Consider the following 25,196-nt stretch of genomic DNA (forward strand, 5'->3'; position numbering starts at 1 on the left):
CCCCGGCAAAAGCCACGATCCCGCAAGGCGCGCGTTTTTTGCCCAAGCCGCAGTCAAAGCTGCCGGCTTTGGCCCGGAAAAGCGCCCCGGACCATTGCCCATCCCGGCATGCCTGCGCTAGTCATCGGTCAGCCGCCCATCACAACGCATCAGGGGACCGCGTGACAGCCAGCCTTCTTGCCATCTCGGGACTGACCAAGGCCTATCCCGGCGTCATCGCCAATGACGACGTGTCCTTCGACATAGGCCCCGGCGAGGTGCATGCGCTTCTGGGCGAAAACGGCGCCGGCAAATCCACGCTGGTCAAGATGATCTACGGGCTGGTCAAACCTGACAGCGGCACCATGACCCTGCACGGTGCGCCCTATGCCCCCGCCGAGCCGCGCGCCGCCCGGGCCTGCGGTGTGGCCATGGTGTTTCAGCACTTCTCGCTCTTCGACGCGCTCAGCGTCGCAGAGAACATCGCCCTCGGGATGGAAACCCCGCCGCCCATGGGGGATCTGGCGCGCCGCATCCGCGCGGTCAGCGAAACCTACGGCCTGCCGCTCGATCCCGACCGGGTGGTGGGCGATCTGTCAGCCGGCGAACGCCAACGGGTCGAGATCCTGCGCTGCCTTCTGCAGGACCCCCGCCTTCTGATCATGGACGAGCCCACCTCGGTGCTGACCCCGCAAGAGGTCGAGATCCTCTTTTCGACCTTGCGCAAACTAACCGCCGAAGGCGTGGCCATCCTCTACATCTCCCACAAGCTCGAGGAAATCCGCGCGCTGTGCGACCGCGCCACGATCCTGCGGCAGGGGCGCAATGTCGGCACCTGCCTGCCTGCCGAGACAACCGCCCGCGAGATGGCGCAGATGATGGTCGGCACGGCGATCACCCCGCCGACCCGCGCCGCCCGCCCCCTTGGCGACGTCGCGCTCGAGGTCACCGGCCTCTCGCTCCGCTCGCCCAGCCCTTTCGGCACCGCTCTGAAAGACATCCGCTTCTCCCTCCGCTCAGGGGAAATCATCGGCATCGGCGGTGTCGCCGGCAACGGTCAGGACGAACTCCTCGCCGCCCTTTCGGGCGAGCTGCGCAGCCCCTCGGACGCGATCCGCCTGCATGGCACGCCCATCGGCCGGCTGCGCCCCGATGCACGGCGCCGTCTGGGCCTTCTCGCCGCCCCCGAGGAACGGCTGGGCCATGCCGCCGCCCCGGACATGAGCCTCACGGAAAACGCCTTTCTCACCGGCGCGGGCCGCGAGGGGCTGGTGACGCGCGGCTTCATCCGCTGGCCCGAGACCGAAGATTTCGCGCGCCGCATCATCGCGCGTTTCGACGTGCGCACCCCCGGCCCCGGCACCGCTGCGCGCGCGCTGTCGGGCGGCAACCTGCAGAAATTCGTGATCGGCCGCGAGGTGCTGCAACGCCCCGAGGTGCTGATCGTCAACCAGCCCACATGGGGCGTCGATGCCGCCGCCGCTGCCGCGATCCGTCAGGCTCTGCTCGATCTCGCAGCCCAAGGCGCCGCGATCCTGTGCATCAGCCAGGATCTGGACGAGCTGATGGAAATCGCCGACCGTTTCGGCGCGCTCAACGAAGGCCGCCTGTCCGAGATCCGCCCCACCGCCCAACTCGGCCTCGACCAGATCGGGCTGATGATGGGCGGCGCGCATGACATGGAGGTGGCTCATGTCTGACAGCCCCGCTGTTTCTTCTGGCCTCAAATATCCCGGGGGAGGCGTTGAAAATCCTCGGATTTTCAATGTCGGGGGCAGAGCCCCCTGCAGCCCCACCACCAAGACAGCCGCCCGCCCATGAGGCTCCGGCTGGAAAGGCGCCCGCAGCCCGCGCGGCACTGGATCTACCTCTCGCCGGTCCTCGCGGTGCTGGTCACCATGCTGGCGGGTGGCGCACTCTTTGCCGCCTTGGGCAAGAACCCGGTCGCGGCGATCTCCACCATCTTCTGGGAGCCGCTGTTCGGTGAATTCGCCTTCTACTACCGCCCCAGCTTCTGGTGAAAGGCGCGCCACTCGTGCTGATCGCCATTGGCCTCGCCCTCGGCTTCCGGGCGGGGATCTGGAATATCGGCGCCGAGGGGCAATATATCGTCGGCGCGCTCACCGGCGCAGGCGTGGCGCTGGCCTTCTACCCTCTCGATGCGTCGTTTCTCTTCGGGCTGATGATCCTTGCGGGCGCGCTTGGCGGGCTGGCCTGGGGGATGATCCCGGCGCTTCTCAAATTGCGCTTCGGCACCAATGAAATCCTCGTGTCGCTGATGCTGGTCTATGTGGCCGAGCAATTGCTCGCCGCCATGGCCCTCGGGCCGATGCGCAACCCCGAGGGCATGGGCTTTCCCGGCAGCCGCAACCTGCAGGACTATCCTGCGGCCCATAATGCCGAACTGATCGCGGGATCGGGCATGCATTGGGGTGTGGTTGCGGCGCTGATCGCGGTGATCTTCGCGCATATCCTGCTGGGCCGGCATATCCTGGGCTACCAGATCCGTCTGACCGGTCAGGCACCGCGCGCCGCGCGCTTCGCAGGCGTTAACCCGGCCCGGCTGATCCTCTTTTGCCTTGGCACATCCGGGGCGCTGGCGGGCATGGCGGGCCTGTTCGAAGTCTCAGGCCCCGCCGGACAGGTCAGCATCGATTTCAATGTGGGCTACGGCTTCACCGCGATCATCGTCGCCTTTCTGGGCCGGTTGCACCCTTTGGGCATTCTGGCCGCGGGGCTGCTGATGGCGCTGACCTATATCGGCGGCGAGATCGCCCAGTCCGACCTGGGCCTGCCCGCCGCTGCGATCCAGGTCTTTCAGGGGATGCTGCTGTTCTTCCTGCTGGCGGTGGATGTGCTGACCAACTACCGCTTGCGCCTGTTGTCGCGTGCCCCCGATCCCAGCCGGAGCCTGTGATGGATCTTTCTTCGATCAACCCCGTGCTTCTGCTGGCCTCGCTCATTGCGGCCTCCACCCCGATCCTTCTTGCCGCCATCGGCGAGCTGGTGGTGGAACGCGCAGGCGTTCTCAACCTCGGGGTCGAGGGGATGATGATCACCGGCGCGATCTGCGGCTTCGCCATCGCGGTCAATACCGGCTCGCCTTTCGCGGGCTTCGTGATGGCGGCCCTGGGAGGTGCTGCGCTGTCGCTGCTGTTTGCCGCCCTGACCCAGATCGCGCTTGCCAATCACGTGGCCTCGGGTCTGGCGCTCACGCTGTTCGGCCTTGGGCTGAGCTCGCTGCTCGGACAAGGCTATGTGGGCATCAAGCCACCGCCGACCCCCAAGCTGGACATCCCCCTGCTCAGCGATATCCCGATCCTCGGCCCGGTGCTCTTTTCGCATGACCTGATGGTGTATCTCGCGCTGGCGCTGGTGGCGGCGGTCTGGGGTATGCTCAAATACACCCGCGCCGGGCTGATCCTGCGGGCGGTGGGCGAAAATCACGACGCCGCCCATGCGCTTGGCTATAAGGTGGTGCGCGTCCGGGTGCTGGCCATCGCCTTCGGCGGCGCCTGCGCCGGTCTGGGCGGCGCCTATCTCAGCCTCGTGCGGGTGCCGCAATGGACCGAAGGCATGACCGCAGGCGTCGGCTGGATCGCACTGGCGCTGGTGGTCTTCGCCTCCTGGAAGGCCGGGCGCGTGCTGCTCGGCGCCTGGCTCTTCGGCGGTGTCAGCGTCCTGCAGCTCAACCTTCAGGCGGCGGGCGTCGCGGTGCCGGTCGAATACCTGTCGATGTCGCCTTATCTGGTGACCATACTGGTGCTGGTCATCATGTCCGCCGACAAATCCCGCGCGCCCGGCTCTTTGGGCCGCATCTTCCATGCCTCGCAATGAGGCGCTGCCATCCACTTTCAATCCAACAGGGAGTAGTCCACATGACCCTAAAGACCCTTCTCACAGGCGCAGCACTGGCGCTTGGCCTGACCAGCACGATCGCGCTGGCGCAAGACGACAAGACCAAGGTCGGCTTCATCTATGTCGGCCCGATCGGCGATGGCGGCTGGACCTACGAGCATGACAAGGGCCGGCTCGCGATCGAAGAGCATTTCGGCGACCAGGTCGAAACCATCTACCGCGAAAGCGTGTCCGAAGGCGCCGATGCCAGCCGGGCGATCACCCAGATGGCGCTCAGCGGCGCCGATCTGATCTTCACCACCTCCTTCGGCTTCATGGACGCCACCCTCAGCGTGGCCGAGAAATTCCCCGACGTGAAATTCGAACATGCCACCGGCTACAAGACCGCGCCGAACCTCGCGACCTACTCGGCCCGCTTCTACGAGGGCCGCGCGATCCAGGGCCACATCGCCGGCAAAATGACCAAATCCAACATCGTGGGCTACATCGCCTCCTACCCGATCCCCGAGGTCATCCGCGGCATCAACGCCGCCTTCATCCATGCCCGCAAGGTCAATCCCGATGTGCAGTTCAAGATCATCTGGGCCTATACATGGTTCGACCCCGCCAAAGAGGCCGACGCCGCCACCGCGCTGATCGAACAGGGCGCCGACGTGATCCTGCAGCACACCGACTCGACCGCACCTCAGGCGGCCGCCGAAAAGGCGGGTGGCGTGGTGACCTTCGGACAGGCGTCCGACATGGCCGAATACAAGCCCTTCCCGCGCGTCAGCTCCATCATCGACAATTGGGCGCCCTATTACATCGCCCGCACACAAGCGGTGATCGACGGCACATGGGAAACCCAACAGGTCTGGCACGGCATCACGGAAGGCATGGTCGAGATCGGCGAGATCACCGACGCCGTGCCCGCCGATGTCCGCGAAGAGGCACTGGCCATGCAAGCCGCCATCGCCGCGGGTGAATATCACCCCTTCACCGGCCCGCTGAAAAAGCAGGACGGCTCGGATTGGCTGGCCGAAGGCGAAACCGCCGATGACGGCACGCTTCTGGGCATGGATTTCTATGTCGAAGGGCTGGAAGGCGAGATTCCGCAATAAGGCGGGCGCTGCCCGTCCGACCGATCCGGTCACCAAAGCCAAGGCGCGCGCCGGTCGCAGGATCGGCGCGCAGCCCCTCTCGCGCCTTACCGGCCCGTGCCTTACCGGTTGCGCGGCTTTTCCTTTGTCGCCTGACGCACCACCTTGCCAAAGGCGCGATCCTTTGAGCGCCGCTGGTTCAGGCTGAGCGAATTATGCGCATCCTCCTCCTGCAGCTTGCGCCAGCGCGCCAGCCGCTCGCGGTCAAGCCTGCCCTCGGCAACCGCCTGTTGCACCGCACAGCCCGGCTCGGTGTCATGCGCGCAATCGCGGAACCGGCAATCGCCCGTCAGCGCCTCGATATCCTCGAACACATCCGCGATCCCCGACGCCGCATCCGCCAATTGCAACTCGCGCATCCCCGGCGTGTCCAGCACGATGCTGCCACCGGGCACCATATAAAGCTGGCGGCGCGTCGTGGTGTGCCGGCCTCGTGCATCGGCCTCGCGCACCGCTTGCGTGGCGATATCCTCGGTGCCGGCAAGCGCATTTGTCAGGGTGGATTTCCCCACCCCGGACGAGCCGAGAAACGCCACCGTCCGCCCCGGCCTGCACCACTCGGCCAAAGCCTTTCCGGGCTCTTCGGCGCGGGCATCCAGCGCCACCACCGCTACCCGGTCCGAGACACCGCGCGCGGCCTCCACAAAACCCGCCACATCCGTGGCAAGATCGGTCTTGGTCAGCACGATTACAGGCTCGGCCCCGGACTCGAAGGTCAGCGCCACATAGCGCTCCAGCCGGGCAATGTTGAAATCCTCGTTGCACGAGGTGACGATGAACACCGTGTCGATATTGGCCGCGATCAGCTGCACCTGCCGGTCATGGCCCGGCGCACGGCGTTTGAGCAGACTGCTGCGCTCCAACGTGCGGCTGGCCGCAGGAGTGTCGCGGTCCAAAAGCAGCCAGTCGCCCACGGTCACATCGGCGCGCGGCGGCACCTTGGCCTCGATCCCCTCACCCAACACCCGAAAGCCGCTGCGATGCACCGTGACAACCCGCACCGGGGGCGTGGCGACCACCTCATCGGCATCGACCTGCGCGGCAAAGAACGGACCCCAGCCCAATTGCTCCAGCGTCACGGGGACAGTATCCGGCTCACCTGCCATCACCCCGCCTACCAGATCGCCGGATCGGAGAGGGCGCTGACGCAGGTGCATGGCCCATGCAGCGGCATGATCTCGTCCCCGGTCAGGGATTGCCCGATCCAGCCTTCGGGCTGGCTGAGGGGCAGCGGCGCGGGCACCACATCCTGCGCCACGGGCTCAAAGCCCACCTTGCCATAGAAAGCCGGGTCGCCATAGGTCATCGCCACGTCGACACCCGCCGCACGCAGCGTCGCGAGGGCCTCGGTCAAAAGGCGCTGGCCGATCCCCTGCCCCTGCCGGTCGCTGGCCACCGCCATCGGCGACAGGATCATCACATGGCGCGGGTCCGTGCCATAGCGCAGCCGCGAAAAGATCGCACCCGCCACGATCCGCCCCTCGTCTTCGGCGACAAAGACCACGACATCGCCCTGCGCCATCTCGGCCAGAAGCGCGCGCACCAACCCGCCGACCATCGCGCCCTCCTCGGCGCCATCGGAGGCGGTGAATGTCTGCACGAATAGCTCGGCAATCTGGGCCTGCCGTCCGTCAACATCCGATGTGACTATCAAAATCCGCTCCTGTCCGCGCTGCGTCAAAACCATATAAGACGGCACACCGCAGGCAATGCCAAGGGGGCAGCGGGAAAATACGCGTCATGGTCTTGGGTGGCGCCTTGCGGCGACGCGCAGAACCGACAGGCGCGCAACCGCCTCCGGGCAACCGGCACATCGCACTCCCGCGCCTTGCCCTCTTCCCCCCGGCGCGAACACGTGCCATCTTCGCGCCATGACACAGATCGCATCCCCCGCCGGTCTCCCGGCCAGCCGTTTCGCCTTTGGCACCATGCAATTTGGCGGCGCCGCCGATGAGGCCGCCAGCCGCGCCATGTTCGACGCCTGCATCGAGGCTGGCATCACGCATTTCGACACCGCCCATCTTTACACCGACGGCGCCTCCGAAGAGTTGCTGGGCCGCTTCGCAGCCCCCCTCCGAGACCGGCTGGTGATCGCCACCAAGGCGGGCTATGCGGGAGGTGCGGGGCGCGATAACATATTGGCGCAGTTCGATATATCGCGCCGCAGGCTCGGCATGGACCATGTCGAGATCCTTTATCTGCACCGCTTCGATGCCGACACCGACCTGCGCGAGACCCTTGAGACCTTCGCCAGCCTGCGAGACGCGGGAAAAATCGGCCATGTGGGCCTGTCGAACTTCGCCGCATGGCAGGTGATGAAGGCCGCCTGCATCGCGCAGGACTTCGACCTTCGCGTGTCGATCCTGCAACCGATGTACAACCTCGTGAAACGGCAGGCCGAGGTCGAGATCCTGCCCATGTGCCAGTCCGAAGGCATCGCCATAGCCCCCTATTCGCCGCTGGCGGGCGGGCTTCTGACCGGCAAATACGCGCAGGGCGGCACGGGCCGCCTGACCGATAACGACCGCTACGCCGCGCGCTACGGTCAGGACTGGATGCACCAGACCGCCCGCGACCTCACGCTCACCGCCGACGAGCTTGGCATCCACCCCGCCACGCTCGCCGCGGCATGGGCCGCGCGCCATCCGGCAGGCCCCACACCGATCCTGTCGGGCCGCTCTGCCGAGCAGCTGAAGCCCTCGCTGGACGCGGTCTCCTTCCACATGGATGACGCGCTCTATGCCCGGCTTTGCGCCCTCAGCCCCACGCCGCCCCCCGCCACCGACCGGCTGGAAGAGGCCTGACATGCCCCGCCGCGACAGACTGCCCGACACGGCCTCGGTCGCCTCCCCGGGCGAGGATGGCCGCCTGCACGCCCCCTCCGCCGAACGCAACACCGGCCCGATCCTGTCGCTGATCCGCCATCACGGCCCCGCTGCGGGCCGTGTGCTGGAACTCGCCTCGGGCACAGGCCAGCATGCCGCAGCCTTTGCAGCCGCTCTGCCCGGTCTTGACTGGCAACCGACCGAGATCGACCCCACCCGCCGCGCCAGCATCGACGCGTGGGCCGCCAGCGCACAGGTGCCCAATCTGCGCCCCGCCACCACCCTCGATGCCACCGCCCCCGGCTGGGGCGCGGCGCATCCCGGACAGAACATGATCTTGACGGTCAATCTCCTGCACCTCATCAGCACGCCCGAGGCCCGCATCCTGATCGTTGAGGCCGCACAAGCCCTGGCCCCGGATGGCCGCCTGATCGTCTACGGCCCCTTCCTGCGCGCGGGCGAGGCGACATCCGAAGGCGATGCCAGCTTCGATGCCAGCCTGCGCGCCCAGGACCCCGAGATCGGCTACAAGGACGATTTCGACGTGATCGACTGGATGCACGAGGCAGGGCTGATCCTTGTCGACGTGGTCGAAATGCCCGCCAACAATCTCGGCATCGTGGCGCGGCGCCCGGCCTGATCCGGCCTGCGTCCCGCGCGGAACGAAAAAAGGGCAGGCTCTTGCGCCTGCCCTTTCATGTCATGGGTCGGATGCCTCTGGCCGAAGGGCTTAGCCCGCAGCACCCCAACGGTCAGCGAAATCGAAGGCGTGGTCATAGCCGAACAGCGCCGCCGCACCCCCGGTATGCAGGAACACAATCCGCTCGCCCTTCTTGAAATGACCCTTGCGGATCAGATCGATCAGGCCCGCAGCCCCCTTGGCCGAATAGACCGGATCGAGCAGGATCGCTTCCAGTTCGGCAAACATGCGGATCGCTTCCAGCCCGCTTTCCGTCGGAATGCCATAGCCGTCGCCGACATAATCGGTATTGGCAACCACATCCTCGCGCTGAACCACACCCGCGCAGCCCAGCTTTTTGGCGGTGGCGCAGGCCAGGTTATAGACATTCTCTTCCTGCTTGGGCTTGGGCGCGCGCACCCCGATCCCCAGAAGCGGGATCTGCGCATTCATCGCCTTGAGGCCCGAGATCAGACCCGCCTGCGTGCCCGCGCTGCCGGTGGCATGCACGATATGGTCGATCTTGAGACCCGTGCCATTGACCTGGCTCAGCATCTCGAACGCGCAGTTGACATAGCCAAGCGCCCCTGTCGGGTTCGATCCGCCGCCGGGGATGGTATAGACCTTCTTGCCATCGGCGCGCAGCTTGTCCGCCACGGCTTCCATCTCGGCATTCATGTCACCGCCGGCGGGGCGTTTTTCGGTGGTCGCGCCATGCAGGTGATCGAGCAGCACGTTGCCGTTGTAATTGTAGTTCGGATCGTTCGAGCCGGTGCGGTCTTCCAGCAGGATATGGCACTTCATCCCCAGCTTGGCGGCAAAGGCGGCGGTCTGGCGGGCGTGGTTCGACTGGGTAGCGCCTTGCGTCATCACCATCTCGGCGCCCTGCGCCTCGGCCTCGGCCATCAGGAATTCCAGCTTGCGGGTCTTGTTGCCCCCCGTGGAGAGGCCCGTGCAATCGTCGCGCTTGATCCAGATTTCCGGACCGCCCAACTCGGCGCTCAGACGGTCCATGCGTTCCAGCGGGGTGGGCAGATGGGCCAGGAAATGACGTGGGAATCGGGCGAGATGCATGCGGATACCTCCTTATGATGCGATACCGAGCAGATAACGCAGGGGCCGCCCCTTCTGCAAATGCGAAACGCGCAAGCCATCTTGCACATCTTGCAAGTTAATGCGCCCTGGCCTATCCCATGAGCCATGCGACTGGATTGGCTCGAAGATATCCTCGCCGTGCTCGACACAGGCTCTTTCGCCCGCGCCGCCGAAGCGCGCAACCTGACGCAATCGGCCTTCACCCGCCGCATCCGCAGCATCGAGGACGGGATCGGCACGCCGCTTTTCGACCGCTCGCGCAAGCCCGTGCAACTGCTGGCCGCCGTCCGCACCCGCGAGGACGAGATGCGCCGCATGGCCGCCGATCTGCGCGCCCTGCGCGACGGGTTGCGCCGGTCCGCGGCCGGGGCCGGTCGCACGGTGGCCTTGGCCTGCCAACATGCGATCACCACCACCGTATCGCCGCGCCTTGTGCAGATCCTTGCCCGTGACCGCGCCGTGCGCGTCCGCTCGGGCAATCGCGATGACTGCCTCGGTCAGCTCATCACCGGCGAGGTGGATATCGCGGTGATCTACGATTCCACCCATGGCCCGCCCCGCCCCGACAGCCGCGCCTTCGAAGAGGTATCGATCGGGACCGAGCCGCTGGTCGCGGTCTGCGCCCCGGCCCTTGCGCCACTGTCCGGAACATCGCCCCTGCCGGTGATCACCTATCCCGGCGACGTGTTTCTTGGCCGGGTGGTGGAACGGGCGGTGTTCTCGCGCCTGCCCCCGGGCACCGAGCTTGACCGCAAGGCAGAAACCGCCCTGACGCTGGCCGCCTGCCAATATGCGCTCGACGGCATCGGCATCGCCTGGCTGCCCCTCTCGGTGGTCCACGACCCGCTGTCTCAGGGCCGCTTGGTGCGCCTGCCACAGGACGGCCTGGATCACATGCTTGATCTACGCATGATCCGGCTGGCTGAGCCGATCCGCCCCGCCGCACTCGAGTGTTGGGAGGCCCTTCTGGCCGCCCTGCCCCCGCAATGAAAAGGCCGGGCGCAAGGCCCGGCCAGTCCCTCAGCCATCCACGCGGATGGTCTTGTTTTCCGAATCATACGGGCTGTCCTGCACCACCTCGGCGGGCCACAGCTCGCCCAGGATACGCACCTGCAGCTTCTGGCCCACCTCGGCCTTGTCGGGACTGACATAGCCCATGCCGATCGACTTGCCGAACGCCACCGAATAGCCCCCCGAGGTCAGGCGCCCGACGCGCTCATCGCCATCATAAAGCGCCTCGGCGCCCCAAGGGTCGGCATCCTGCGGCCCGTCGATCAACACGGTCACGCATTTGAACCGCACGCCGATCGCGTTCATCGCATCCTTGCCCTGAAACGCCTTGGACTGATCCACGAAGCGCGGCAAGTCGGCCTCGAGCGGGGTGGCATCCCGGCCCAGTTCGTTGCCGAAAGCGCGATAGGATTTCTCCTGCCGCAGCCAGTTCTGCGCCCGTGCGCCCACCAGCTTCAGCCCGTGCTTTTCCCCGGCCTTTTCCAGCAGGTCGAACAGGTAGTTCTGCATCTCGATCGGATGGTGCAGCTCCCAGCCCAACTCCCCGGTATAGGCCACGCGGATCGCGCGCACCGGGCACATGCCCAACTCGATGTCGCGCTGGCTCAGCCACGGGAACCGCTTGTTGGACAGAACCGTGTCCGGCTCGGCATCCTTGACCACCTCTTTCAGCACATCGCGCGATTTCGGCCCGGCGATGGCGAAGACACCCCATTGGGTGGTCACATCCTCGATCGCGATATAGCCGAACTCGGCCGCCTTGTCCTCGGCGGCCTTGCGCAGGTAATCGCCGTCGTAATCGGTCAGCGCACCCGCCGAGACAAGGTAATAGCTGTCCTCGGCCAGCCGCACGATGGTGTATTCGGTGCGCGTCGTGCCAGCCGGCGTCAGCGCATAGGTCAGGTTGATCCGCCCGATCTTGGGCAGCTTGTTGCAGGTGAACCAATCCAGAAACGCCGTGGCGCCCGGTCCCTTCACCGTGTGCTTGGTAAAGGCCGACGCATCGATCAGGCCCACACCCTCGCGCACCGCCTTCGCCTCGTCGACGGCATATTGCCACCAGCCCCCCCGGCGGAAGCTGCGCGCGTCGTGATCGAAGCTTTCAGGCGCATCCAGCGGGCCGTAATAATTGGGCCGCTCGAACCCGTTGACGCAGCCGAACTGCGCGCCGCGCGCCTTGAGCCGGTCATAGCTCGGCGCCGTGCGCAGCGGGCGGCAGGCCTCGCGCTCTTCGTCGGGGTGATGCAGGATATAGACGTGGCTATAGGCTTCCTCGTCCTTGCGCGCGGCATATTCGGTGGTCATCCACGACCCGAAACGCTTGGGATCAAGCGACGCCATGTCGATCTCGGCCTCGCCCTCGACCATCATCTGCGCCATGTAATGCCCGGTGCCGCCCGCGGCGGTGATGCCAAAGCTGAAGCCCTCGGCCAGCCACATGTTGCGCAGCCCCGGCGCCGGACCGACCAGCGGGTTGCCATCCGGCGTGTAGCAGATCGGACCGTTGAAATCGTCCTTGAGACCCACCGTCTCCGAGCTGGGGATCCGGTGGATCATCGACATGTATTCTTCCTCTATCCGGTCCAGATCGAGCGGAAACAGATCGGCCCGAAAACTGTCGGGCACGCCATATTCGAACCGTGCCGGCGCGCCATGCTCGTAGGGGCCAAGAATCCAGCCGCCGCGCTCTTCGCGCACATACCACTTGGCATCGGCATCGCGCAGCACGGGATGCTCGGGGTTGGTCTTGCGATATTCCACCAGCGCGGGGTCCGGCTCGGTGACGATGAACTGATGCTCCACCGGGATCGCGGGCGTCTTGATGCCCAGAAGTCTCGCGGTGCGTTGCGCGTGGTTTCCGGTGGCGGTGACCACATGCTCGGCGGTAACGACAACCTGCTCTTCGGAGGGCACAAGATTGCCGCCCTTCTCCACCATCTTGGTGCAGGTCACTTCCCAAGCCTCGCCGTTCCAGTGATAGGCATCCGCCTGCCACTTGCGCTCGATCGTGACGCCGCGCTGACGCGCGCCCTTGGCCATCGCCATCGTCACGTCGGCCGGGTTGATATAGCCGTCGGTCGGATGATAGATCGCGCCCTTCAGGTCGTCGCATTTGACCAGCGGCCAGCGCTCCTTGATCTGTGCAGGCGTCATCCACTCGAACGGCACCCCCACCGTCTCGGCGGTCGAGGCATAGACCCGGTATTCGTCCATCCGCGCATCGGTCTGCGCCATGCGCAGGTTGCCCACCACCGAAAACCCGGCATTCAGCCCGGTCTCTTCTTCCAGCGTCTTGTAGAACTTCACCGAATAGTCGTGGATATGCGTGACCGCGTAGGACATGTTGAACAGCGGCAAAAGCCCCGCCGCGTGCCATGTCGATCCGCTGGTCAGCTCGTCGCGCTCCAGCAGCACCACATCGTCCCAACCGAACCGGGCCAGATGATAGGCGATCGACGTGCCGATGGCTCCGCCACCGACGATAAGGGCTTTGACGTGGGTCTTCATGAGCAGCGACTCCTTGGCTTACGGTTGCGCCCTGTTTAGCAGTCCTGTTGCGCCAAGGTGGGTCCAGCCGACACAAGAACGCGCAAAACCGACGCCTTCGCATTTCCCGATACCCCTCCAGAGAGGCCACTCAGGCCGAACCGGCTCACACCGATATCGCACCGACGCGATACCGACATTATACCGACGTGATACCGATGCCCGGTTTTGGCGCTTTTGGGCCGGTCTCAATCGCCCAAGGCGATGCCTTCGCGGCGCGGATCGGCCCCGCCGCGCACCCCCTCGCCAAGCGATATCGCATGCAGCCCCGACACCATCGGCGCAATCCTGACCTCATAGCCCAACGCCTCCAGATCCGGCGCAAGATCCGCCGCCCATGTGCCGGCCTCCAGATCGAAAACGCCGAACCTGTTGACCATGTTGGGCATGCTAACCGCTTGTTGCACATCCATTTTCCAGTCCAGATGCGCGATGATCGCCTTGACCACATAGCCGATGATCCGGCTGCCTCCGGGACTGCCGACGATCATCACCGGCGCGCCGTCTTTCAGCACGATGGTCGGCGCCATGGACGATCTGGGGCGCTTTCCCGGCTCGACCCGATTGGCAATCGGGACGCCCTCTTCATGAGATCGAAAGGAAAAATCGGTCAACTCGTTGTTCAGCAAAAACCCCCGTACCATCACCCGCGACCCGAACGCATTCTCGATGGTCGAGGTCATGGACAGTGCGTTGCCGTAACGATCCGTTATCGAAATATGCGTGGTCGACGGAAACTCGATCGAGATGTCATCGGCCAGGTTCAGACTGTGATCGAACTCGGGCCGCCCCGGCGCGACCTCGGGCAGCGCGTCATCGCCCTGCAAAAGCTGGCTGCGCTCCTCAAGATATTCCTTTGCAATCAACCCCTTGACCGGAACGGGGACGAAATCCTCATCGGCCATGTAGCGGCCCCTGTCGGCAAAAGCCAGACGGCTCGCATCCCCGATCAGCCGCCAGGCCTGCGCGCTTTTTGGTCCCATCGCCGCCAGATCGAAGGGCTCCAGCAGCCCGAGGATCTGCCCCACCGTCAGCCCCCCCGACGAGGGCGGCCCCATCCCGCACACTTCCCAGACCCGGTAAGGCACGCAGACCGCCGCGCGCTCCCTGACCTGATAGATCGCCAGATCAACCTCCGACAACCGCCCGGGATTGCCCTCTGCCCCCTGCACCGCCGCCACGATGTCGCGCGCGATATCACCTGCGTAAAAGGCCCCTGCTCCCTCCTGTGCAAGGGTCCGCAGCGTGTCCGCATAGGCCGGGTTGCGCAGCACCTCGCCCACCTCCAATAGACTGTTATCGCTCAGGAAATACTCTCGCGTCGCCTCGAAGCGCGACAGCCTCAGCGCATCCAGCGCCACCATGCCCGCGAGCCTCGGACTGACCTCGAACCCCTCTTCGGAAAGCTGGATCGCCTCGTCGAAAAGGCCCGCCCAGTCCGACCTTCCCCACCGCTCATGCGCCTCCTGCATCAGCGCCGGCGTGCCCGGCACGCCCACCGACAGACCGCCCACAACCGCATCGTAGAAGTCCAGAGGCTCTCCGTTTTTATCCTGAAATAACCGTGGGTTCGCCGCCAAAGGCGCGGTCTCTCGACCGTCCAGCGTGGTGATCTCGCCGGTCTCGCCATCCTGCCAGACCAGAAAGGCACCGCCCCCCAGGCCTGAGCTTTGCGGCTCCACCAGCCCAAGCACCGCCTGCACCGCCACCATCGCATCCGCCGCCGTGCCGCCCGCGCGCAACACCCTTGCCCCGGCACCGACCGCCAGCGGATTGGCCGCCGCGATCATCCAGTCCCGCGCCTCCGCAGGGCGCCCGACATCCCGTGTCGCCTGCGCGGCCTCAAGCTCGGGCGTTGCCGCGACGCGCCCCGCGCCTTCCCCTTCGGGCGCCACGGCATCCGCGGCCTGCTGCGCCAGCGCCGCTCCGGAAAAAACGAACAGGATCAATCCTATGGCCAGCAGTCTCATGGCTGTCTCCTTGCCGTCTGTGGCGCGGCGCCACCCGGCATGCGGCGTGGGCGCTCAGCCCTCAAAGCATCGCCGGAACCACCTGATCGGGCGGGCGATGGCCGTCCTGAAACGTCTTGATGTTCAGGATCACCTTCTCGCCCATCTCGACCCGCCCCTCCACCGTGGCCGATCCCATATGCGGCAGCAAAACCACATTCGGCAGCGCGCACAGCCGCGGGTTCACCTCGGGACCGTTCTCATAGACGTCAAGGCCTGCCCCCGCGATCTCCCCCGCCCGCAACATCCGCGTCAGCGCGTTCTCGTCGATCACCTCACCGCGGCTGGTGTTGACGATCACCGCATCCGGCTTCATCAGCTTCAGCCGCCGCGCGTTCATCAGATGAAAGGTCGAAGGCGTATGTGGACAGTTGAGGCTCAGCACATCCATCCGCGCCACCATCTGATCCAGACTTTCCCAATAGGTCGCGCCCAACTCCTGTTCGGTCTCTTCGCGCAGCCGGCGCCGGTTGTGGTAATGGATCTGCATGCCGAACGCCGCCGCGCGCCGCGCCACCGCCTGCCCGATCCGGCCAAGCCCCAGAATTCCAAGGCGTCGCCCCGCCAGACGCCCGCCCAGAAGCGCCGTCGGGGACCAACCATCCCAGCCCCCGGCCTGCATCACCGCCAGCCCTTCGGGAATCCGCCGCGTGACCCCCAGGATCAGCGCCATCGCCATATCCGCCGTATCATCGGCCGAGACACCCGGCGTGTTGGACACGAGGATGCCGTGCTGTCGCGCCGTGTGCACATCGATATGGTCCACCCCCGCACCGTAATTCGCGATCAGCCGAAGCTGGTCGCCAGCCTGCGCGATCAACGCGGCATCGATCCGGTCGGTCAGCGTGGGCACGATCACATCCGCCGTCCGCACCGCCTCGACCAGGTCCGCGCGGCTCATCGGAGTGTCATCCTTCCGCAGGGACACGTCGAAAAGTTCGCTCAACCGTTTTTCGACCGTCTCGGGCAAGCGTCGCGTAACGACAACACTCAAGCGTCCAGATGACATGTCCCCCTCCTTTTTCTTTTCTTGCCTGCGCAATACTGCCAGACTGGCGTAGGAACGGACGGGGCACAAGAACCCCATGCAGATCGTCGGGCAGAAATCGGATCACGTGAAATGAAAACACTGCTTGTGTTGCTGTGCGCGCTGTTGGTGTCGGTCGGATCTGTTGGCCAGACACAGCAACCAGAGCGTGGCCCGGTGACGAATCTTCCCCTGCCGCGCTACGTGTCGATGAAGGCGAGCGAAGGCAATGTGCGCCGTGGTCCCAGCTTGACCCACAGGATCGACTGGGTGTTCAAGCGCCGCGACGTGCCGCTCGAGATCACCGCCGAGCATGGCCACTGGCGCCGCGTGCGCGACCGTGACGGCGCAGGAGGCTGGGTGCATTATTCTCTGCTGTCGGGCAGCCGCACCGCGATCGTCGAACGCGACATGCTCGATCTGCATGTCCGCCCCGATCCCTCGACCCGGGTCACGGCCCGGCTCGAGTTGGGCGTGATCGCCCGGATAAAGTCCTGTGCGCCCGACTGGTGCGAGATATCGGCGGGCGGCTATGACGGCTGGGCGCCGAAATCCGCGATCTGGGGCGTCGGCGCGGATGAAATCCTCGAGTGACGCGGCACGAACCCGCCCCTGTCGAGCCGCTTCATCGCAATGTTGCCCGCCTCGTTCGCCTCAGGCGCATTTTTTTCATTTCCGGCCTTGAACAGCCCAGAGGTCCAGAGTAATTAGCGCGGCACGTTGGGGTGTAGCCAAGCGGTAAGGCAGCGGTTTTTGGTACCGTGTACCGTAGGTTCGAATCCTACCACCCCAGCCACTACCCCTAAATCACTATTTTTCAATAACTTAACTTGGCGCCACTTCGCGCCTCCGGAACACTTTTTCGGACCATGCTTCCGTCCCATTTTGATCTGCCGTTGAGCCGACGAGTCGGTCAAGACAGATAACAGACCGCGGCTGACCGTTCGGACACTTCAACTTAAACGGCGCAAGCGGACCCAGCGGATGCCACCGTCACGCTTGTCCATGACCGCATGCGATTGATCCTCAACAACGCGGAGCGTGAAGATCAGCTGACCCGATAATACGACGTCGACCTTTGTGCCGCCAAAACTATCGGTGGCCATCCGGTGGCGCAGTTCGATATCAAAGCTCAGGCAGGGGCGCTCATTGAGCCAAAATATGGGCTTTCAATTGAAAAACGTCCGCCAAAAATTCAGACACAGGTGCCACTCCAGACATCCAAAGGTGATCCCGGGCGCGAGACGCAGCGACGTATAGAAGATGTCGTTCAGTATTCATGATTTCATCGAGCCGTGCTTCGTCATTCGCCGATAGCAGACGTTCCTCAAGGGCGAAGGGATCCGCGCCCTCGACCTGTGCAGCAGGCTGAGGGCGTCCGCCAGTTGCGGCCTGCAAGAGGGCCTCGCCCGCCTCGGCCGGCAGGTGGCCTGCGATATCGAGCACTGTGTCCTCCGTGGCATCCCGCACCACGTCGAGCCAATCCTCGGGCACACCCCAGGACAGGAGCGCGTCGTCGGCCTCCCCTTCGAACAGGCGCGGCTTGCGCACGGCCTCTTCGACATAGCGTTGGATAACCAACTCCTCGACCGTCTCACGGATTTCCACGATCTGCATCGCTCCGGTGCGCGGATGGCTTTCAAGGCGCCGCCGCTCGGCCCAAGCATAGGCATCGTCATGGTGGCCGAGGTGCCTTACAAGCAGCTCAAGACGACACTCAAGGGCGAGATAGACCAGGAGGCATGGGACAGCTTGAAGCGGACAATCTCAAGGCCGTTCGCCCGTCCGAAATCGGGTAGGATCGCCGTGAAGGTGATCAACCACCTGGGGGACGAAGTGATGAAGGTGATGGGGGTTTGAATGTCCAAGAAACTGAGCCCGCGTTCAAGGACTGTATTAGAAGCGATCGCATCCGGCCTTAGCTATGCGCAAATCATTGAGCGCAACCCGAGTGTTACCTATCCGGATATATTCGCTGCAGCAAAAGAGGCGCTCGATCTGGAGGATTCTGTGCCATCTAAAGCTGCAAACCATATCGACGCTGCAAGAAGCCAGTATCCGAATGCTTACCAGCCTTGGTCGTCGGAGGATGATGTCGAATTGGTCAAGAAGGTCAGGAATGGTGAGTCTGTCGAAACGCTTTCGGTGCATTTTGGTCGTCAGCCGTCTGCCATCAGGTCGCGTATTTCGAAGTTGCTTCCTCCCGAAGACACTTTTGACCTGATCGAACGATGACCTTCCGCATCGCTGACAGCTTCTCGGATGCCCTTGCTCGCTTGACCCCGCAAGAGCAGAAGGCGGTCAAGACCGCGGCCTTTGACCTACAAATGAGCCCCGATAACCCAGGCCTCAGCATGCACCGGGTTGATCGGGCCCGCGACAAGGGGTTCTGGACCGCGCGGGTCAATCGCGACATCCGGCTCGTGCTGCACAAGACTGGAGGAGACACCCTGTTGGCTTGGGTCCTCGGAATCCTTGAGGATATACCAGGGGTATTTCGCGCCCATGATCCGGGCGCGGGCAAGGGCGAGGGCCACGCGGGAGGTGTCAATCGTGATCCAGCGGCGGCCCCATTGTTCGGCGACATAAGCGGTCGCGCCGGAACCGCAGGTGGGATCAAGCACGAGGTCTCCGGGGTCAGTCGCTATCAGCAAGCACCTTGCGATTAATGTGGACGAAGATTGCACCACGTAAATCTTGTCTTCTCGTCGGCTTGAAAACTTTACGTCCGCCCAAACGTTGTTGATTGGTGAGACGGGATAGGCCATAGCTACCCAGATGCCCCAGTAAAATCACGCAAAAACATATGGTTGATTCACTCTGCCGCAGCAGGGGGGCGCGCCTCTAAGGCTTTAACCTTACGCCAGTCCAGCCCGGCAAACAGCGCCTCGAACTGGGCATGGTTCAACGCCATCACCCCGTCCTTGATCGCAGGCCAGGTGAAGGTTGCCTCCTCCAGTCGCTTGTAAGCCATCACCAGACCGGTGCCGTCCCAGTAAAGAAGCTTCAGCCGATCGGCACGGCGCGATCGGAACACAAACACCGTGCCGGTGAACGGATCCTTGCGCAGCACAGATGACACGATTGCCGCCAGACCATCATGACCTTTCCTGAAGTCCACTGGCTGCGTCGAGACCAGAACCCGCACGCGGTTTGACGGGAACATCATGGCCGCGCCCCGATTGCCCGCACGATCTCGGCAATCCGGTCAGAACTGGTGGTGCCATCGACCCGGATTGTCACACGACCTATCGCAATCTCGATGGGTTTACAGGACAACCCGTCAGGCTTTGTGGGCTGCCCGGCGACAGCCGGCACATCCGCACCGCCGCCACCATCCGACACGACGATCGGTGCAAAACAGAAGCTGTCATCTTCAACCACAGGCAAAACCAACCGGCCATCACGTGCCCGACTACGCCATTCCGATAAATGGTTCGCCCGAAGACCATACCGCGCCGCAACTGCATTCACGCTCACACCTGGCTGCAAACTCTCAGCAACGATCCGAGCCTTTATCTCATCCGGCCAGCGTCGCTGTCCGTTGGTCCTTATGTCCACCCCGTAATCCCGGAGAAACTCCAACGTAGTCGCCATCGCGAAACTCCTGCACCGATCTCCATCGGACATGGCATCGCAGGTCAGACAAGCGGGTAAAAGGTGAGGGCCAGCGACCGCTTACCGATTACTGGGCCTTGGGACATATCCATGTGCGCGCCGCCTATCCAGGAGCCACGACCGTGGTCATGCCGGGCATCCCTCATCCTCCTCGGAAAAAGCACGCTGCGCACGAAGTTCATCGAACTCACGCTGCCATCCTTGGATGACCGGCCACAAAGATCGCTTTGCAGTAGCCTCATCGGAGGTCTTCAATGACTTCTTTAGGGTCGTCTTCCCCAAAATCCCCACAAGGTCCCTAGGGACATCCATGCGCGCATAATAGACCGCATTACGACGCCACAAATAAGTCTGCCTAGCCATCTCCGCCCCATGATTCCGGAACACCACTCCGGAACACTTGTAGGGAAAATAGTGCATTAAAGGCAATGAGTTATTGGAATTCAACCACTTGAAAATCACTGGATTTTGTTCCTACCACCCCAGCCAGTTCCCCCCGATCCTTGAACCAATGCGTCGCGCGGAACGCCCCCGGCCCGGAAGTGCCCCGAGAGGTTGCTCCAGCTTTGGTGCGGAGCTTCAGCAACGAGCGTAACGGTCGAAAAGAAAAGGCCCCGGTTTCCCGAGGCCATTTCCATAGCTTACAAAGCCGGCGTTACTTCTTGGTCTTGCGGCGAAGCCCGGCAAGCGCCCCGAGACCGCCAAGCAGGAGGAGCCCACCCGCAGGAAGTGGCACAGCCGCAACGGTCACGTTGGAGAACTCGAAGGCATTTTGCGTCGACGTGAACTGGATACCATCGAAATACTCCCCCGCGTTATCGGCGGTGATGGTCACGAAAGATGCCTCGAGACCAGGCACGTTGAACTGGCCACCCAAGATCGTGGCGACCACAGAGCCACCGTTCAACAAGTCCAGCGTGTTGTAGGAGTCTGGCGAGCCCCACAGAAGACTGACAGATTTCGAGAGGCTGTTGAGCGCCAAAATGGCGGGGTTGCTGCTGGTGCTGTAGGTTGGGCCTACACCAACGCTGAAGTAGCCCGCTGCTGCCTCGATACCCGGGACGGCAGTGCTGGCGGTTTCATAGGGGGAACGATACTGCCCGCTCAGGCTTGCATCAGGGCTAATGGTCAGTGGCGCCGCTGTCCAGGTACCCGGCAAGACCAGCGATTCCGACGGATCGACCTGACCGAGGGCAGTCGCGTAATCATTGATCGCGGTGACTGTGGCTGCGGATGCCAATCCCGGCAAAGCAACCATGATGGCTGCAAGAAATGTCTTCCTAATCATCTTTTAATTCTTTTTTGTCTTCGCTCGGTTCAGATGAACCAAAAAATCTGCTCGAAACCTGGCTCATAAAATCAGTTTTGTTGACGCTTATATTGGCGCTCACGCAATTGACCTTTTTATGACACATTTTCGCCCGATACGAAAGGATCAGCGCCATTCAAAGCGTAAACGCAGTACTGGAATGCTCTTTCAGGGGATTATTTACTCCCGCCCGCACTCTTAGATTGAATTTCGGGGAAACAAACTCCCAAATTTATCAGAACTATACTTGAACGCGCTACAATTTCTTTCTTCAAGGGCCGGTTTGCCAAACAACGAATCATTCATGGCGCCTACGGATTTGCCAAAATAAAGGGCCAGCGAGAGTGACGCCGACGCTCAGGTTTATGGAAACGGCCCGGACGACCCCCTGCCATGTCGCGACATAAGTGAAGTCGCTGACCCACAACACGTTTGGCGCAGGCGCATGTAACTGGCGGTTCACCTTGTCCAATGGGCAGCGCACAGCCAATCTTCGATGACCTCGAAACGATTTATTTTATATTTAGCTTAACTTAATTAATATCAGCCATCTTTTGACCTTTGACAGCTTCAAGAAATTACAAACAGTCACATTAATTAATTAATATTCCTATTTTTAAAAATCCGCAAGACAGAAAACAGGCTCCGCCACAGCCGCAAGCCTTGCAAATTAACTTAGCTATACTAATTATATTCCGAGAGTGGGGCGGCACTTATGCGTCCACCACACCCAACCTCTGGGCAGACTGCGCCCCAGTATCGCTTGGCGGCAGAGACAGAAGCGCACTGGCGCGCCCCTCGCCTTCCCGACACCCGACGAAAGGCCAAACATGACTGAAAAAAATTTGGACAAAGGCTACGTAGCGATCCTCGGCTGGTCGCTGAACGCCATTGACGCCATTGACCGGTTTGACCGCCGTTATGTAATTGTCGCGCCCTCATGGGCCGAAGAGTATGCCAAGGCCAACGACATTCCCTTTATCGCTTGGGATTTTGACCGGCTGAACGAGCGATCCCATGAGATCGCGCAGATCCTCAAAGACGAGGGCTGCGACGTGGCAATCCCTCTCTACGAAGAGACCGTTGAATGGGCAGGCGCGATCAACTCCGTGCTGCTCGACAATCCGCGCCTTCTCGGACAATCCATGCTGTTTCGCGACAAGTCCTTGATGAAACGCCGTGCTCAGCTTGCGGGCATTCGCGTGGGTATTTTCGAGGAAGCCGACAGTCATGCGGATGTGGTGCGCTTTCTCAAGCGGGTGAACCAGACATTACTCAAGCTCGAGGGCGATCCGGACGACCCAATTCATTTCAAGGCCTTCGACAAGGCGGGATGCCTTGGTCACCGCACGATCCGTACGGTCGAAGATGTCGATTCAATTTCGCAGGACGAGTTTCCGGCCCTGCTCGAAAGCCATCTGGACGGCTGGGAGTTTGCGGTCGAGGCCTGGATCAAGGACGGCGAAATCCAGTTTCTCAACATTTCCGAGTATGTGACGCTTGGTTATTCAGTCTTCGTGCCAGCGACCCCTGAGCTCGAATCCTGGCGGCCAAAGATCGAAGAAGAAATCAACAAACTGATCAAGGCGTTTGATATCGACTTCGGTTTCATCCACCCCGAATATTTCGTGACAAGTGACGGGACAATGTATTTCGGCGAGGTCGCCTATCGGCCGCCCGGTTTCAACGCCCTGGAATTGATCGAGCGAGCATATGGGTTCAACGGATATCAAGGAATCGTGCTGGCATTTGATCCCAAAACCACGCGCGAGGAACTTGATGCTTTCTTTCCGACGCCTGTCAAAGATGCCAAGGGCCACTCGGGATGTTTCGGAGCCTATCCGCGTCGGCGAGTCGTCGAGCGGATGGAGATCCCGGCGGAGACGGCACAGAATCCGTATTTCGAATTCCATGAATTGGCTGAACCGATGGAGCAGAAAGTGACAAAACGCAGCGCTTTCGGTACCCATTGGGGACTAGTGTATTTCTTCGGGCCGGATCCGCACCATCTGCGAGATCTGCTCAAGGAACAGGAAGAACTTGATTTCTATGTATGACCAGATTGGCGGATATCACGCATGAGCGAAGAAACTTATGGAGACGAGGCCGCGCGCCTCGTCTCCACGCTCAATGGGCCGCTAGCACGGCTCGAACAGGCCCGGCCTTTTGCCAAGCCCCGGTTTCAGGCTCAAGTTCTCGACGTGGTGTGGCGCCTGATGGCTGTTCCAGGTGGGATCGCTACTGTGCACGAATTGGCCCCTCGCATGGATGCAGCGGGGCTGTTCGCAGGATCAGACTGGGACGCGCCCGCCAATCTTTTACCCGGCTTCGTTGCCGGCACACTTGAGCAAGGAGCGCCGTCCTCGGTGGCCATCGAGGCCGTAAGCCTGCTTCGCTTGCTCGCAGTGGCGAAGGGCGAGTTCGAGCATCCCCACATTCATGCCCCCGCCGCCCAACGGTTTCTGACCCAAGTGCTGGCGCTCAATATGCGGCGTTTCTTCGGTACGACGGATGAGGCGGACCGCGCGGCAGGATCGCAACAGGAGACAACCAACGCGCTTTTCCAATATTTGGCTGAGCATGTGGGCTTTCAGGATGTATTGGGGGAATTGGTCGATGAAATCTGGCGTATCCTGCGTCAACGCCCCATCCAGGTGGCTCATGCCAAAGATATGATCGCGCAGATCGCGATCACATTGTCCGAGCGCGGTAGCGAGATCGGTGACCGGCGCCTTGGTGCAGACAGACTTGTTTCTGCGCTGTTTGGTCCGACGTCCGCTTGTATGGGCGACCCTGGCTTGGGCATCTACCTAGAGCGACTTGCCGTGATGGACGAGACGGACCTGCGTCACGAGGCGCAAGGCCTTGCACGGGCAATGCATGATACTGGTCTTGTCTCGGATTATCATGCCGCTTTTCTGAGCTGGGTGCTGGATACCGAGCATGATGGCATGATCGCGGATACGCTCGGCCTTGGCACCACGGGTCGGGACTGTCTCCAGCAACATCGCGGCCTTGTCATCGAGCTGATCCGCAGGGCCGCTCAGCCTGCCACCGCACAGGCAGTCTACGGCATGTCGCTGATGCTCGATCGTGGCATCCTTCATCATGCGCCGATCGCTCCGGCTTTTCGCCGGCAACTGGAACTGGAACCATGCAAACCTGTCGCCGAGCGCCTGTCCATGGCCGGACTACACGCAGCGCGCCCCGCCGACCTGTTGCTAGCCGGCTGCATCCAGGTGCTGGGCCAGCCTTTGGGCGTGGGGCAAGGGGCTAACCCGACCTGTCAATCCGCCCGCGCCATTGCCATGTGGGCGCAAAACGATCCCGACTACCTGCTGAATCTTGTTGCGCAGGCAGCAAGAATCGACTCCGTGATGATGCATTTCGAGGGGCGCGCGATCAATGCCGGCGATCTGCCTGCAGGGCTTGCCCTGGGCGCACCTCTGGACGCCGATCCCGTTTCGGTGGTGATGGTCCCGCATCTTGATCGAATTTATGCAGAGATGGGGCGGCTCTGCGCCGACCGGAACGACGATCCGCATATCTGGATCAACCCGGAATTTCATGGCTGGTGGGTCGGTCGCGCGTGCGCCGTGGCGGTCGATGTGCCCACCGGTGCGCTTGCGGGAATAGAGGATTTCATTGCCCGCTTTCACAGCGCCTATCATCCAGATTACAATGGCGCCGAACCGATGACCCACCCACAGCCCGCCGGAATTGCGGCCACTGATGCTGCCGGTCGCTTCGTTGGCTGGCATGCCATCACGATCCTGCGCGTTGCCGCCGATCGCGACGGCAGGATGCGGGTCTATTTCTACAATCCCAACAATGACTCGGGTCAGGACTGGGGTGACGGCGCTCTGGTTTCAACCCACGGCTGCGGGGAGCGTTTCGGAGAGGCGTCACTTCCTTTCGAAACATTTGCTTCTCGTCTCTATCTCTTCCACGAAGACGGAATGCGGCCTGCGGCCACCAAACGTCCGCCAAAAGAGGTTCTCGAACGCGTAGCTATGAAAGCACGCGCCACATGGGCTTCAGGCCGTAAAGAAATCAGTGGTGACGCAATTTCCCGTCTGGCCGCCAACGAGATCGGTTGA

At 62.8% G+C, this 25,196-nt stretch carries 23 protein-coding genes, 1 tRNA gene and 2 pseudogenes; 13 read left to right on the plus strand and 13 right to left on the minus strand.

Going from position 1 to position 25,196, the window contains the following annotated elements; all coding sequences use genetic code 11:
• Positions 1-161 precede the first annotated feature (161 nt).
• From RAZWK3B_RS07790 to RAZWK3B_RS07805, 4 genes and pseudogenes are all read left to right on the plus strand, one after another.
• Entirely contained in the window at positions 162-1,679 is a 1,518-nt protein-coding gene (locus RAZWK3B_RS07790) for an ABC transporter ATP-binding protein (RefSeq protein WP_007813869.1), read from the plus strand.
• Positions 1,680-1,796: 117 nt separating this feature from the next.
• Positions 1,797-2,896: pseudogene (locus tag RAZWK3B_RS07795) on the plus strand (ABC transporter permease).
• The gene (locus tag RAZWK3B_RS07800; protein WP_007813874.1) at positions 2,896-3,816 is read left to right on the plus strand and encodes an ABC transporter permease; all 921 of its coding nucleotides are present in this window, start codon (positions 2,896-2,898) and stop codon (positions 3,814-3,816) included. The pseudogene RAZWK3B_RS07795 and the gene RAZWK3B_RS07800 overlap by 1 nt, the downstream one beginning before the upstream one ends.
• Before the next feature lie 41 nt (positions 3,817-3,857).
• Complete coding sequence (locus tag RAZWK3B_RS07805) at positions 3,858-4,937, plus strand: BMP family ABC transporter substrate-binding protein (protein WP_007813876.1); 1,080 nt, start codon at positions 3,858-3,860, stop codon at positions 4,935-4,937.
• 101 nt (positions 4,938-5,038) lie between these two features.
• Here the strand turns inward: RAZWK3B_RS07805 and rsgA are convergent, their stop codons facing one another.
• A complete protein-coding gene (gene rsgA, locus RAZWK3B_RS07810) occupies positions 5,039-6,082 on the minus strand; it encodes a ribosome small subunit-dependent GTPase A (protein WP_050774206.1) in 1,044 nt (347 codons plus the stop codon).
• Positions 6,083-6,090: 8 nt separating this feature from the next.
• Positions 6,091-6,630 carry a GNAT family N-acetyltransferase gene (locus RAZWK3B_RS07815; RefSeq protein WP_007813879.1) on the minus strand — a complete coding sequence of 180 codons (540 nt, stop codon included), beginning with the start codon at positions 6,628-6,630 and terminating at the stop codon, positions 6,091-6,093.
• A gap of 217 nt (positions 6,631-6,847) precedes the next feature.
• On the opposite strand from RAZWK3B_RS07815, the gene RAZWK3B_RS07820 reads away from it, so the two are divergent.
• Both RAZWK3B_RS07820 and RAZWK3B_RS07825 read left to right on the plus strand, forming a co-directional pair.
• The gene (locus RAZWK3B_RS07820; RefSeq protein ID WP_007813882.1) at positions 6,848-7,780 is read left to right on the plus strand and encodes an aldo/keto reductase; all 933 of its coding nucleotides are present in this window, start codon (positions 6,848-6,850) and stop codon (positions 7,778-7,780) included.
• A gap of 1 nt (position 7,781) precedes the next feature.
• A complete protein-coding gene (locus RAZWK3B_RS07825; protein WP_007813883.1) occupies positions 7,782-8,441 on the plus strand; it encodes a DUF938 domain-containing protein in 660 nt (219 codons plus the stop codon).
• A 90-nt stretch (positions 8,442-8,531) separates the two neighbouring features.
• On the opposite strand, the gene cuyA is transcribed toward RAZWK3B_RS07825, so the two are convergent.
• Positions 8,532-9,554 (minus strand): D-cysteate sulfo-lyase, encoded by a 1,023-nt coding sequence (gene cuyA, locus RAZWK3B_RS07830; RefSeq protein WP_007813885.1) that lies wholly within the window; start codon positions 9,552-9,554, stop codon positions 8,532-8,534.
• 126 nt (positions 9,555-9,680) lie between these two features.
• Between cuyA and RAZWK3B_RS07835 the strand changes: the two genes are divergently transcribed.
• Positions 9,681-10,565, plus strand: coding sequence for a LysR family transcriptional regulator (locus RAZWK3B_RS07835; protein ID WP_007813886.1), 885 nt, complete (start codon positions 9,681-9,683; stop codon positions 10,563-10,565).
• Positions 10,566-10,595: 30 nt separating this feature from the next.
• Here the strand turns inward: RAZWK3B_RS07835 and RAZWK3B_RS07840 are convergent, their stop codons facing one another.
• The 3 genes from RAZWK3B_RS07840 to RAZWK3B_RS07850 all read right to left on the minus strand — a co-directional run bounded on the left by RAZWK3B_RS07840 (position 10,596) and on the right by RAZWK3B_RS07850 (position 16,151).
• Positions 10,596-13,094, minus strand: a complete 2,499-nt coding sequence (locus RAZWK3B_RS07840) for a GcvT family protein (protein WP_007813888.1) — start codon at positions 13,092-13,094, stop codon at positions 10,596-10,598.
• A gap of 227 nt (positions 13,095-13,321) precedes the next feature.
• Positions 13,322-15,103 carry a gamma-glutamyltransferase gene (gene ggt / locus RAZWK3B_RS07845; RefSeq protein WP_007813890.1) on the minus strand — a complete coding sequence of 594 codons (1,782 nt, stop codon included), beginning with the start codon at positions 15,101-15,103 and terminating at the stop codon, positions 13,322-13,324.
• A 61-nt stretch (positions 15,104-15,164) separates the two neighbouring features.
• On the minus strand, positions 15,165-16,151 hold the full coding sequence (locus RAZWK3B_RS07850) for a 2-hydroxyacid dehydrogenase (protein ID WP_037295367.1): 987 nt from the start codon (positions 16,149-16,151) through the stop codon (positions 15,165-15,167).
• A 111-nt stretch (positions 16,152-16,262) separates the two neighbouring features.
• Here RAZWK3B_RS07850 and RAZWK3B_RS07855 point away from each other — a divergent pair, with 111 nt between their 5' ends.
• Together RAZWK3B_RS07855 and RAZWK3B_RS07860 are read left to right on the plus strand one after the other, a co-directional pair.
• Complete coding sequence (locus RAZWK3B_RS07855; protein ID WP_007813893.1) at positions 16,263-16,763, plus strand: SH3 domain-containing protein; 501 nt, start codon at positions 16,263-16,265, stop codon at positions 16,761-16,763.
• A gap of 127 nt (positions 16,764-16,890) precedes the next feature.
• A tRNA-Gln gene (locus RAZWK3B_RS07860) sits at positions 16,891-16,965 on the plus strand.
• A gap of 157 nt (positions 16,966-17,122) precedes the next feature.
• Here the strand turns inward: RAZWK3B_RS07860 and RAZWK3B_RS21130 are convergent.
• Together RAZWK3B_RS21130 and RAZWK3B_RS21995 are read right to left on the minus strand one after the other, a co-directional pair.
• Positions 17,123-17,275: a hypothetical protein gene (locus tag RAZWK3B_RS21130; RefSeq protein ID WP_157132192.1), complete on the minus strand. Its 153-nt coding sequence runs from the start codon at positions 17,273-17,275 to the stop codon at positions 17,123-17,125.
• A gap of 226 nt (positions 17,276-17,501) precedes the next feature.
• A pseudogene (locus RAZWK3B_RS21995) lies at positions 17,502-17,861 on the minus strand (DNA helicase); the annotation flags it as partial.
• Here RAZWK3B_RS21995 and RAZWK3B_RS07870 point away from each other — a divergent pair.
• Positions 17,802-18,029 (plus strand): hypothetical protein, encoded by a 228-nt coding sequence (locus RAZWK3B_RS07870; RefSeq protein WP_007813897.1) that lies wholly within the window; start codon positions 17,802-17,804, stop codon positions 18,027-18,029. The pseudogene RAZWK3B_RS21995 and the gene RAZWK3B_RS07870 sit on opposite strands and share 60 nt — an antisense overlap.
• Positions 18,030-18,404: a hypothetical protein gene (locus tag RAZWK3B_RS07875; RefSeq protein ID WP_007813899.1), complete on the plus strand. Its 375-nt coding sequence runs from the start codon at positions 18,030-18,032 to the stop codon at positions 18,402-18,404.
• 86 nt (positions 18,405-18,490) lie between these two features.
• Here RAZWK3B_RS07875 and RAZWK3B_RS20530 read toward each other — a convergent pair whose 3' ends face one another.
• The 5 genes from RAZWK3B_RS20530 to RAZWK3B_RS07900 form a co-directional block, all read right to left on the minus strand.
• Positions 18,491-18,937 (minus strand): DNA methyltransferase, encoded by a 447-nt coding sequence (locus RAZWK3B_RS20530; protein ID WP_037295256.1) that lies wholly within the window; start codon positions 18,935-18,937, stop codon positions 18,491-18,493.
• A gap of 47 nt (positions 18,938-18,984) precedes the next feature.
• On the minus strand, positions 18,985-19,338 hold the full coding sequence (gene tnpB / locus RAZWK3B_RS07885; protein ID WP_007812645.1) for an IS66 family insertion sequence element accessory protein TnpB: 354 nt from the start codon (positions 19,336-19,338) through the stop codon (positions 18,985-18,987).
• Positions 19,335-19,766, minus strand: coding sequence for an IS66-like element accessory protein TnpA (gene tnpA / locus RAZWK3B_RS07890; protein WP_007811945.1), 432 nt, complete (start codon positions 19,764-19,766; stop codon positions 19,335-19,337). The genes tnpB and tnpA overlap by 4 nt, the downstream gene beginning before the upstream one ends.
• 147 nt (positions 19,767-19,913) lie before the next feature.
• The gene (locus RAZWK3B_RS21925) at positions 19,914-20,207 is read right to left on the minus strand and encodes a DUF6538 domain-containing protein (RefSeq protein WP_037295258.1); all 294 of its coding nucleotides are present in this window, start codon (positions 20,205-20,207) and stop codon (positions 19,914-19,916) included.
• 235 nt (positions 20,208-20,442) lie between these two features.
• Positions 20,443-21,075, minus strand: coding sequence for an Npun_F0296 family exosortase-dependent surface protein (locus RAZWK3B_RS07900; protein ID WP_007813908.1), 633 nt, complete (start codon positions 21,073-21,075; stop codon positions 20,443-20,445).
• Positions 21,076-21,926: 851 nt separating this feature from the next.
• Here RAZWK3B_RS07900 and RAZWK3B_RS07905 point away from each other — a divergent pair.
• A complete protein-coding gene (locus RAZWK3B_RS07905; protein ID WP_007813910.1) occupies positions 21,927-23,153 on the plus strand; it encodes an ATP-grasp domain-containing protein in 1,227 nt (408 codons plus the stop codon).
• A gap of 21 nt (positions 23,154-23,174) precedes the next feature.
• Positions 23,175-25,196, plus strand: coding sequence for a hypothetical protein (locus RAZWK3B_RS07910; RefSeq protein ID WP_007813912.1), 2,022 nt, complete (start codon positions 23,175-23,177; stop codon positions 25,194-25,196).

Origin of the sequence: Roseobacter sp. AzwK-3b (assembly GCF_000170875.1) — a bacterium.
GTDB classification, from domain to species: domain Bacteria; phylum Pseudomonadota; class Alphaproteobacteria; order Rhodobacterales; family Rhodobacteraceae; genus Roseovarius; species Roseovarius litoreus.

What these genes read in the sequence shown, in the direction of transcription:
- tnpB (WP_007812645.1), bottom strand. Translation starts at nt 19,338, where the DNA reads ATGATGTTCCCGTCAAACCGCGTGCGGGTTCTGGTCTCGACGCAGCCA.
- RAZWK3B_RS07855 (WP_007813893.1), top strand. Translation starts at nt 16,263, where the DNA reads ATGAAAACACTGCTTGTGTTGCTGTGCGCGCTGTTGGTGTCGGTCGGA.
- RAZWK3B_RS21130 (WP_157132192.1), bottom strand. Translation starts at nt 17,275, where the DNA reads ATGGCCACCGATAGTTTTGGCGGCACAAAGGTCGACGTCGTATTATCG.
- RAZWK3B_RS07910 (WP_007813912.1), top strand. Translation starts at nt 23,175, where the DNA reads ATGAGCGAAGAAACTTATGGAGACGAGGCCGCGCGCCTCGTCTCCACG.
- RAZWK3B_RS07850 (WP_037295367.1), bottom strand. Translation starts at nt 16,151, where the DNA reads ATGTCATCTGGACGCTTGAGTGTTGTCGTTACGCGACGCTTGCCCGAG.
- RAZWK3B_RS07905 (WP_007813910.1), top strand. Translation starts at nt 21,927, where the DNA reads ATGACTGAAAAAAATTTGGACAAAGGCTACGTAGCGATCCTCGGCTGG.
- RAZWK3B_RS07820 (WP_007813882.1), top strand. Translation starts at nt 6,848, where the DNA reads ATGACACAGATCGCATCCCCCGCCGGTCTCCCGGCCAGCCGTTTCGCC.
- RAZWK3B_RS07825 (WP_007813883.1), top strand. Translation starts at nt 7,782, where the DNA reads ATGCCCCGCCGCGACAGACTGCCCGACACGGCCTCGGTCGCCTCCCCG.
- RAZWK3B_RS07900 (WP_007813908.1), bottom strand. Translation starts at nt 21,075, where the DNA reads ATGATTAGGAAGACATTTCTTGCAGCCATCATGGTTGCTTTGCCGGGA.
- RAZWK3B_RS07870 (WP_007813897.1), top strand. Translation starts at nt 17,802, where the DNA reads ATGGCTTTCAAGGCGCCGCCGCTCGGCCCAAGCATAGGCATCGTCATG.
- RAZWK3B_RS07875 (WP_007813899.1), top strand. Translation starts at nt 18,030, where the DNA reads ATGTCCAAGAAACTGAGCCCGCGTTCAAGGACTGTATTAGAAGCGATC.
- RAZWK3B_RS07840 (WP_007813888.1), bottom strand. Translation starts at nt 13,094, where the DNA reads ATGAAGACCCACGTCAAAGCCCTTATCGTCGGTGGCGGAGCCATCGGC.
- cuyA (WP_007813885.1), bottom strand. Translation starts at nt 9,554, where the DNA reads ATGCATCTCGCCCGATTCCCACGTCATTTCCTGGCCCATCTGCCCACC.
- RAZWK3B_RS07805 (WP_007813876.1), top strand. Translation starts at nt 3,858, where the DNA reads ATGACCCTAAAGACCCTTCTCACAGGCGCAGCACTGGCGCTTGGCCTG.
- RAZWK3B_RS21925 (WP_037295258.1), bottom strand. Translation starts at nt 20,207, where the DNA reads ATGCACTATTTTCCCTACAAGTGTTCCGGAGTGGTGTTCCGGAATCAT.
- RAZWK3B_RS07835 (WP_007813886.1), top strand. Translation starts at nt 9,681, where the DNA reads ATGCGACTGGATTGGCTCGAAGATATCCTCGCCGTGCTCGACACAGGC.
- tnpA (WP_007811945.1), bottom strand. Translation starts at nt 19,766, where the DNA reads ATGGCGACTACGTTGGAGTTTCTCCGGGATTACGGGGTGGACATAAGG.
- ggt (WP_007813890.1), bottom strand. Translation starts at nt 15,103, where the DNA reads ATGAGACTGCTGGCCATAGGATTGATCCTGTTCGTTTTTTCCGGAGCG.
- RAZWK3B_RS07800 (WP_007813874.1), top strand. Translation starts at nt 2,896, where the DNA reads ATGGATCTTTCTTCGATCAACCCCGTGCTTCTGCTGGCCTCGCTCATT.
- RAZWK3B_RS20530 (WP_037295256.1), bottom strand. Translation starts at nt 18,937, where the DNA reads ATGGCCTATCCCGTCTCACCAATCAACAACGTTTGGGCGGACGTAAAG.
- rsgA (WP_050774206.1), bottom strand. Translation starts at nt 6,082, where the DNA reads ATGGCAGGTGAGCCGGATACTGTCCCCGTGACGCTGGAGCAATTGGGC.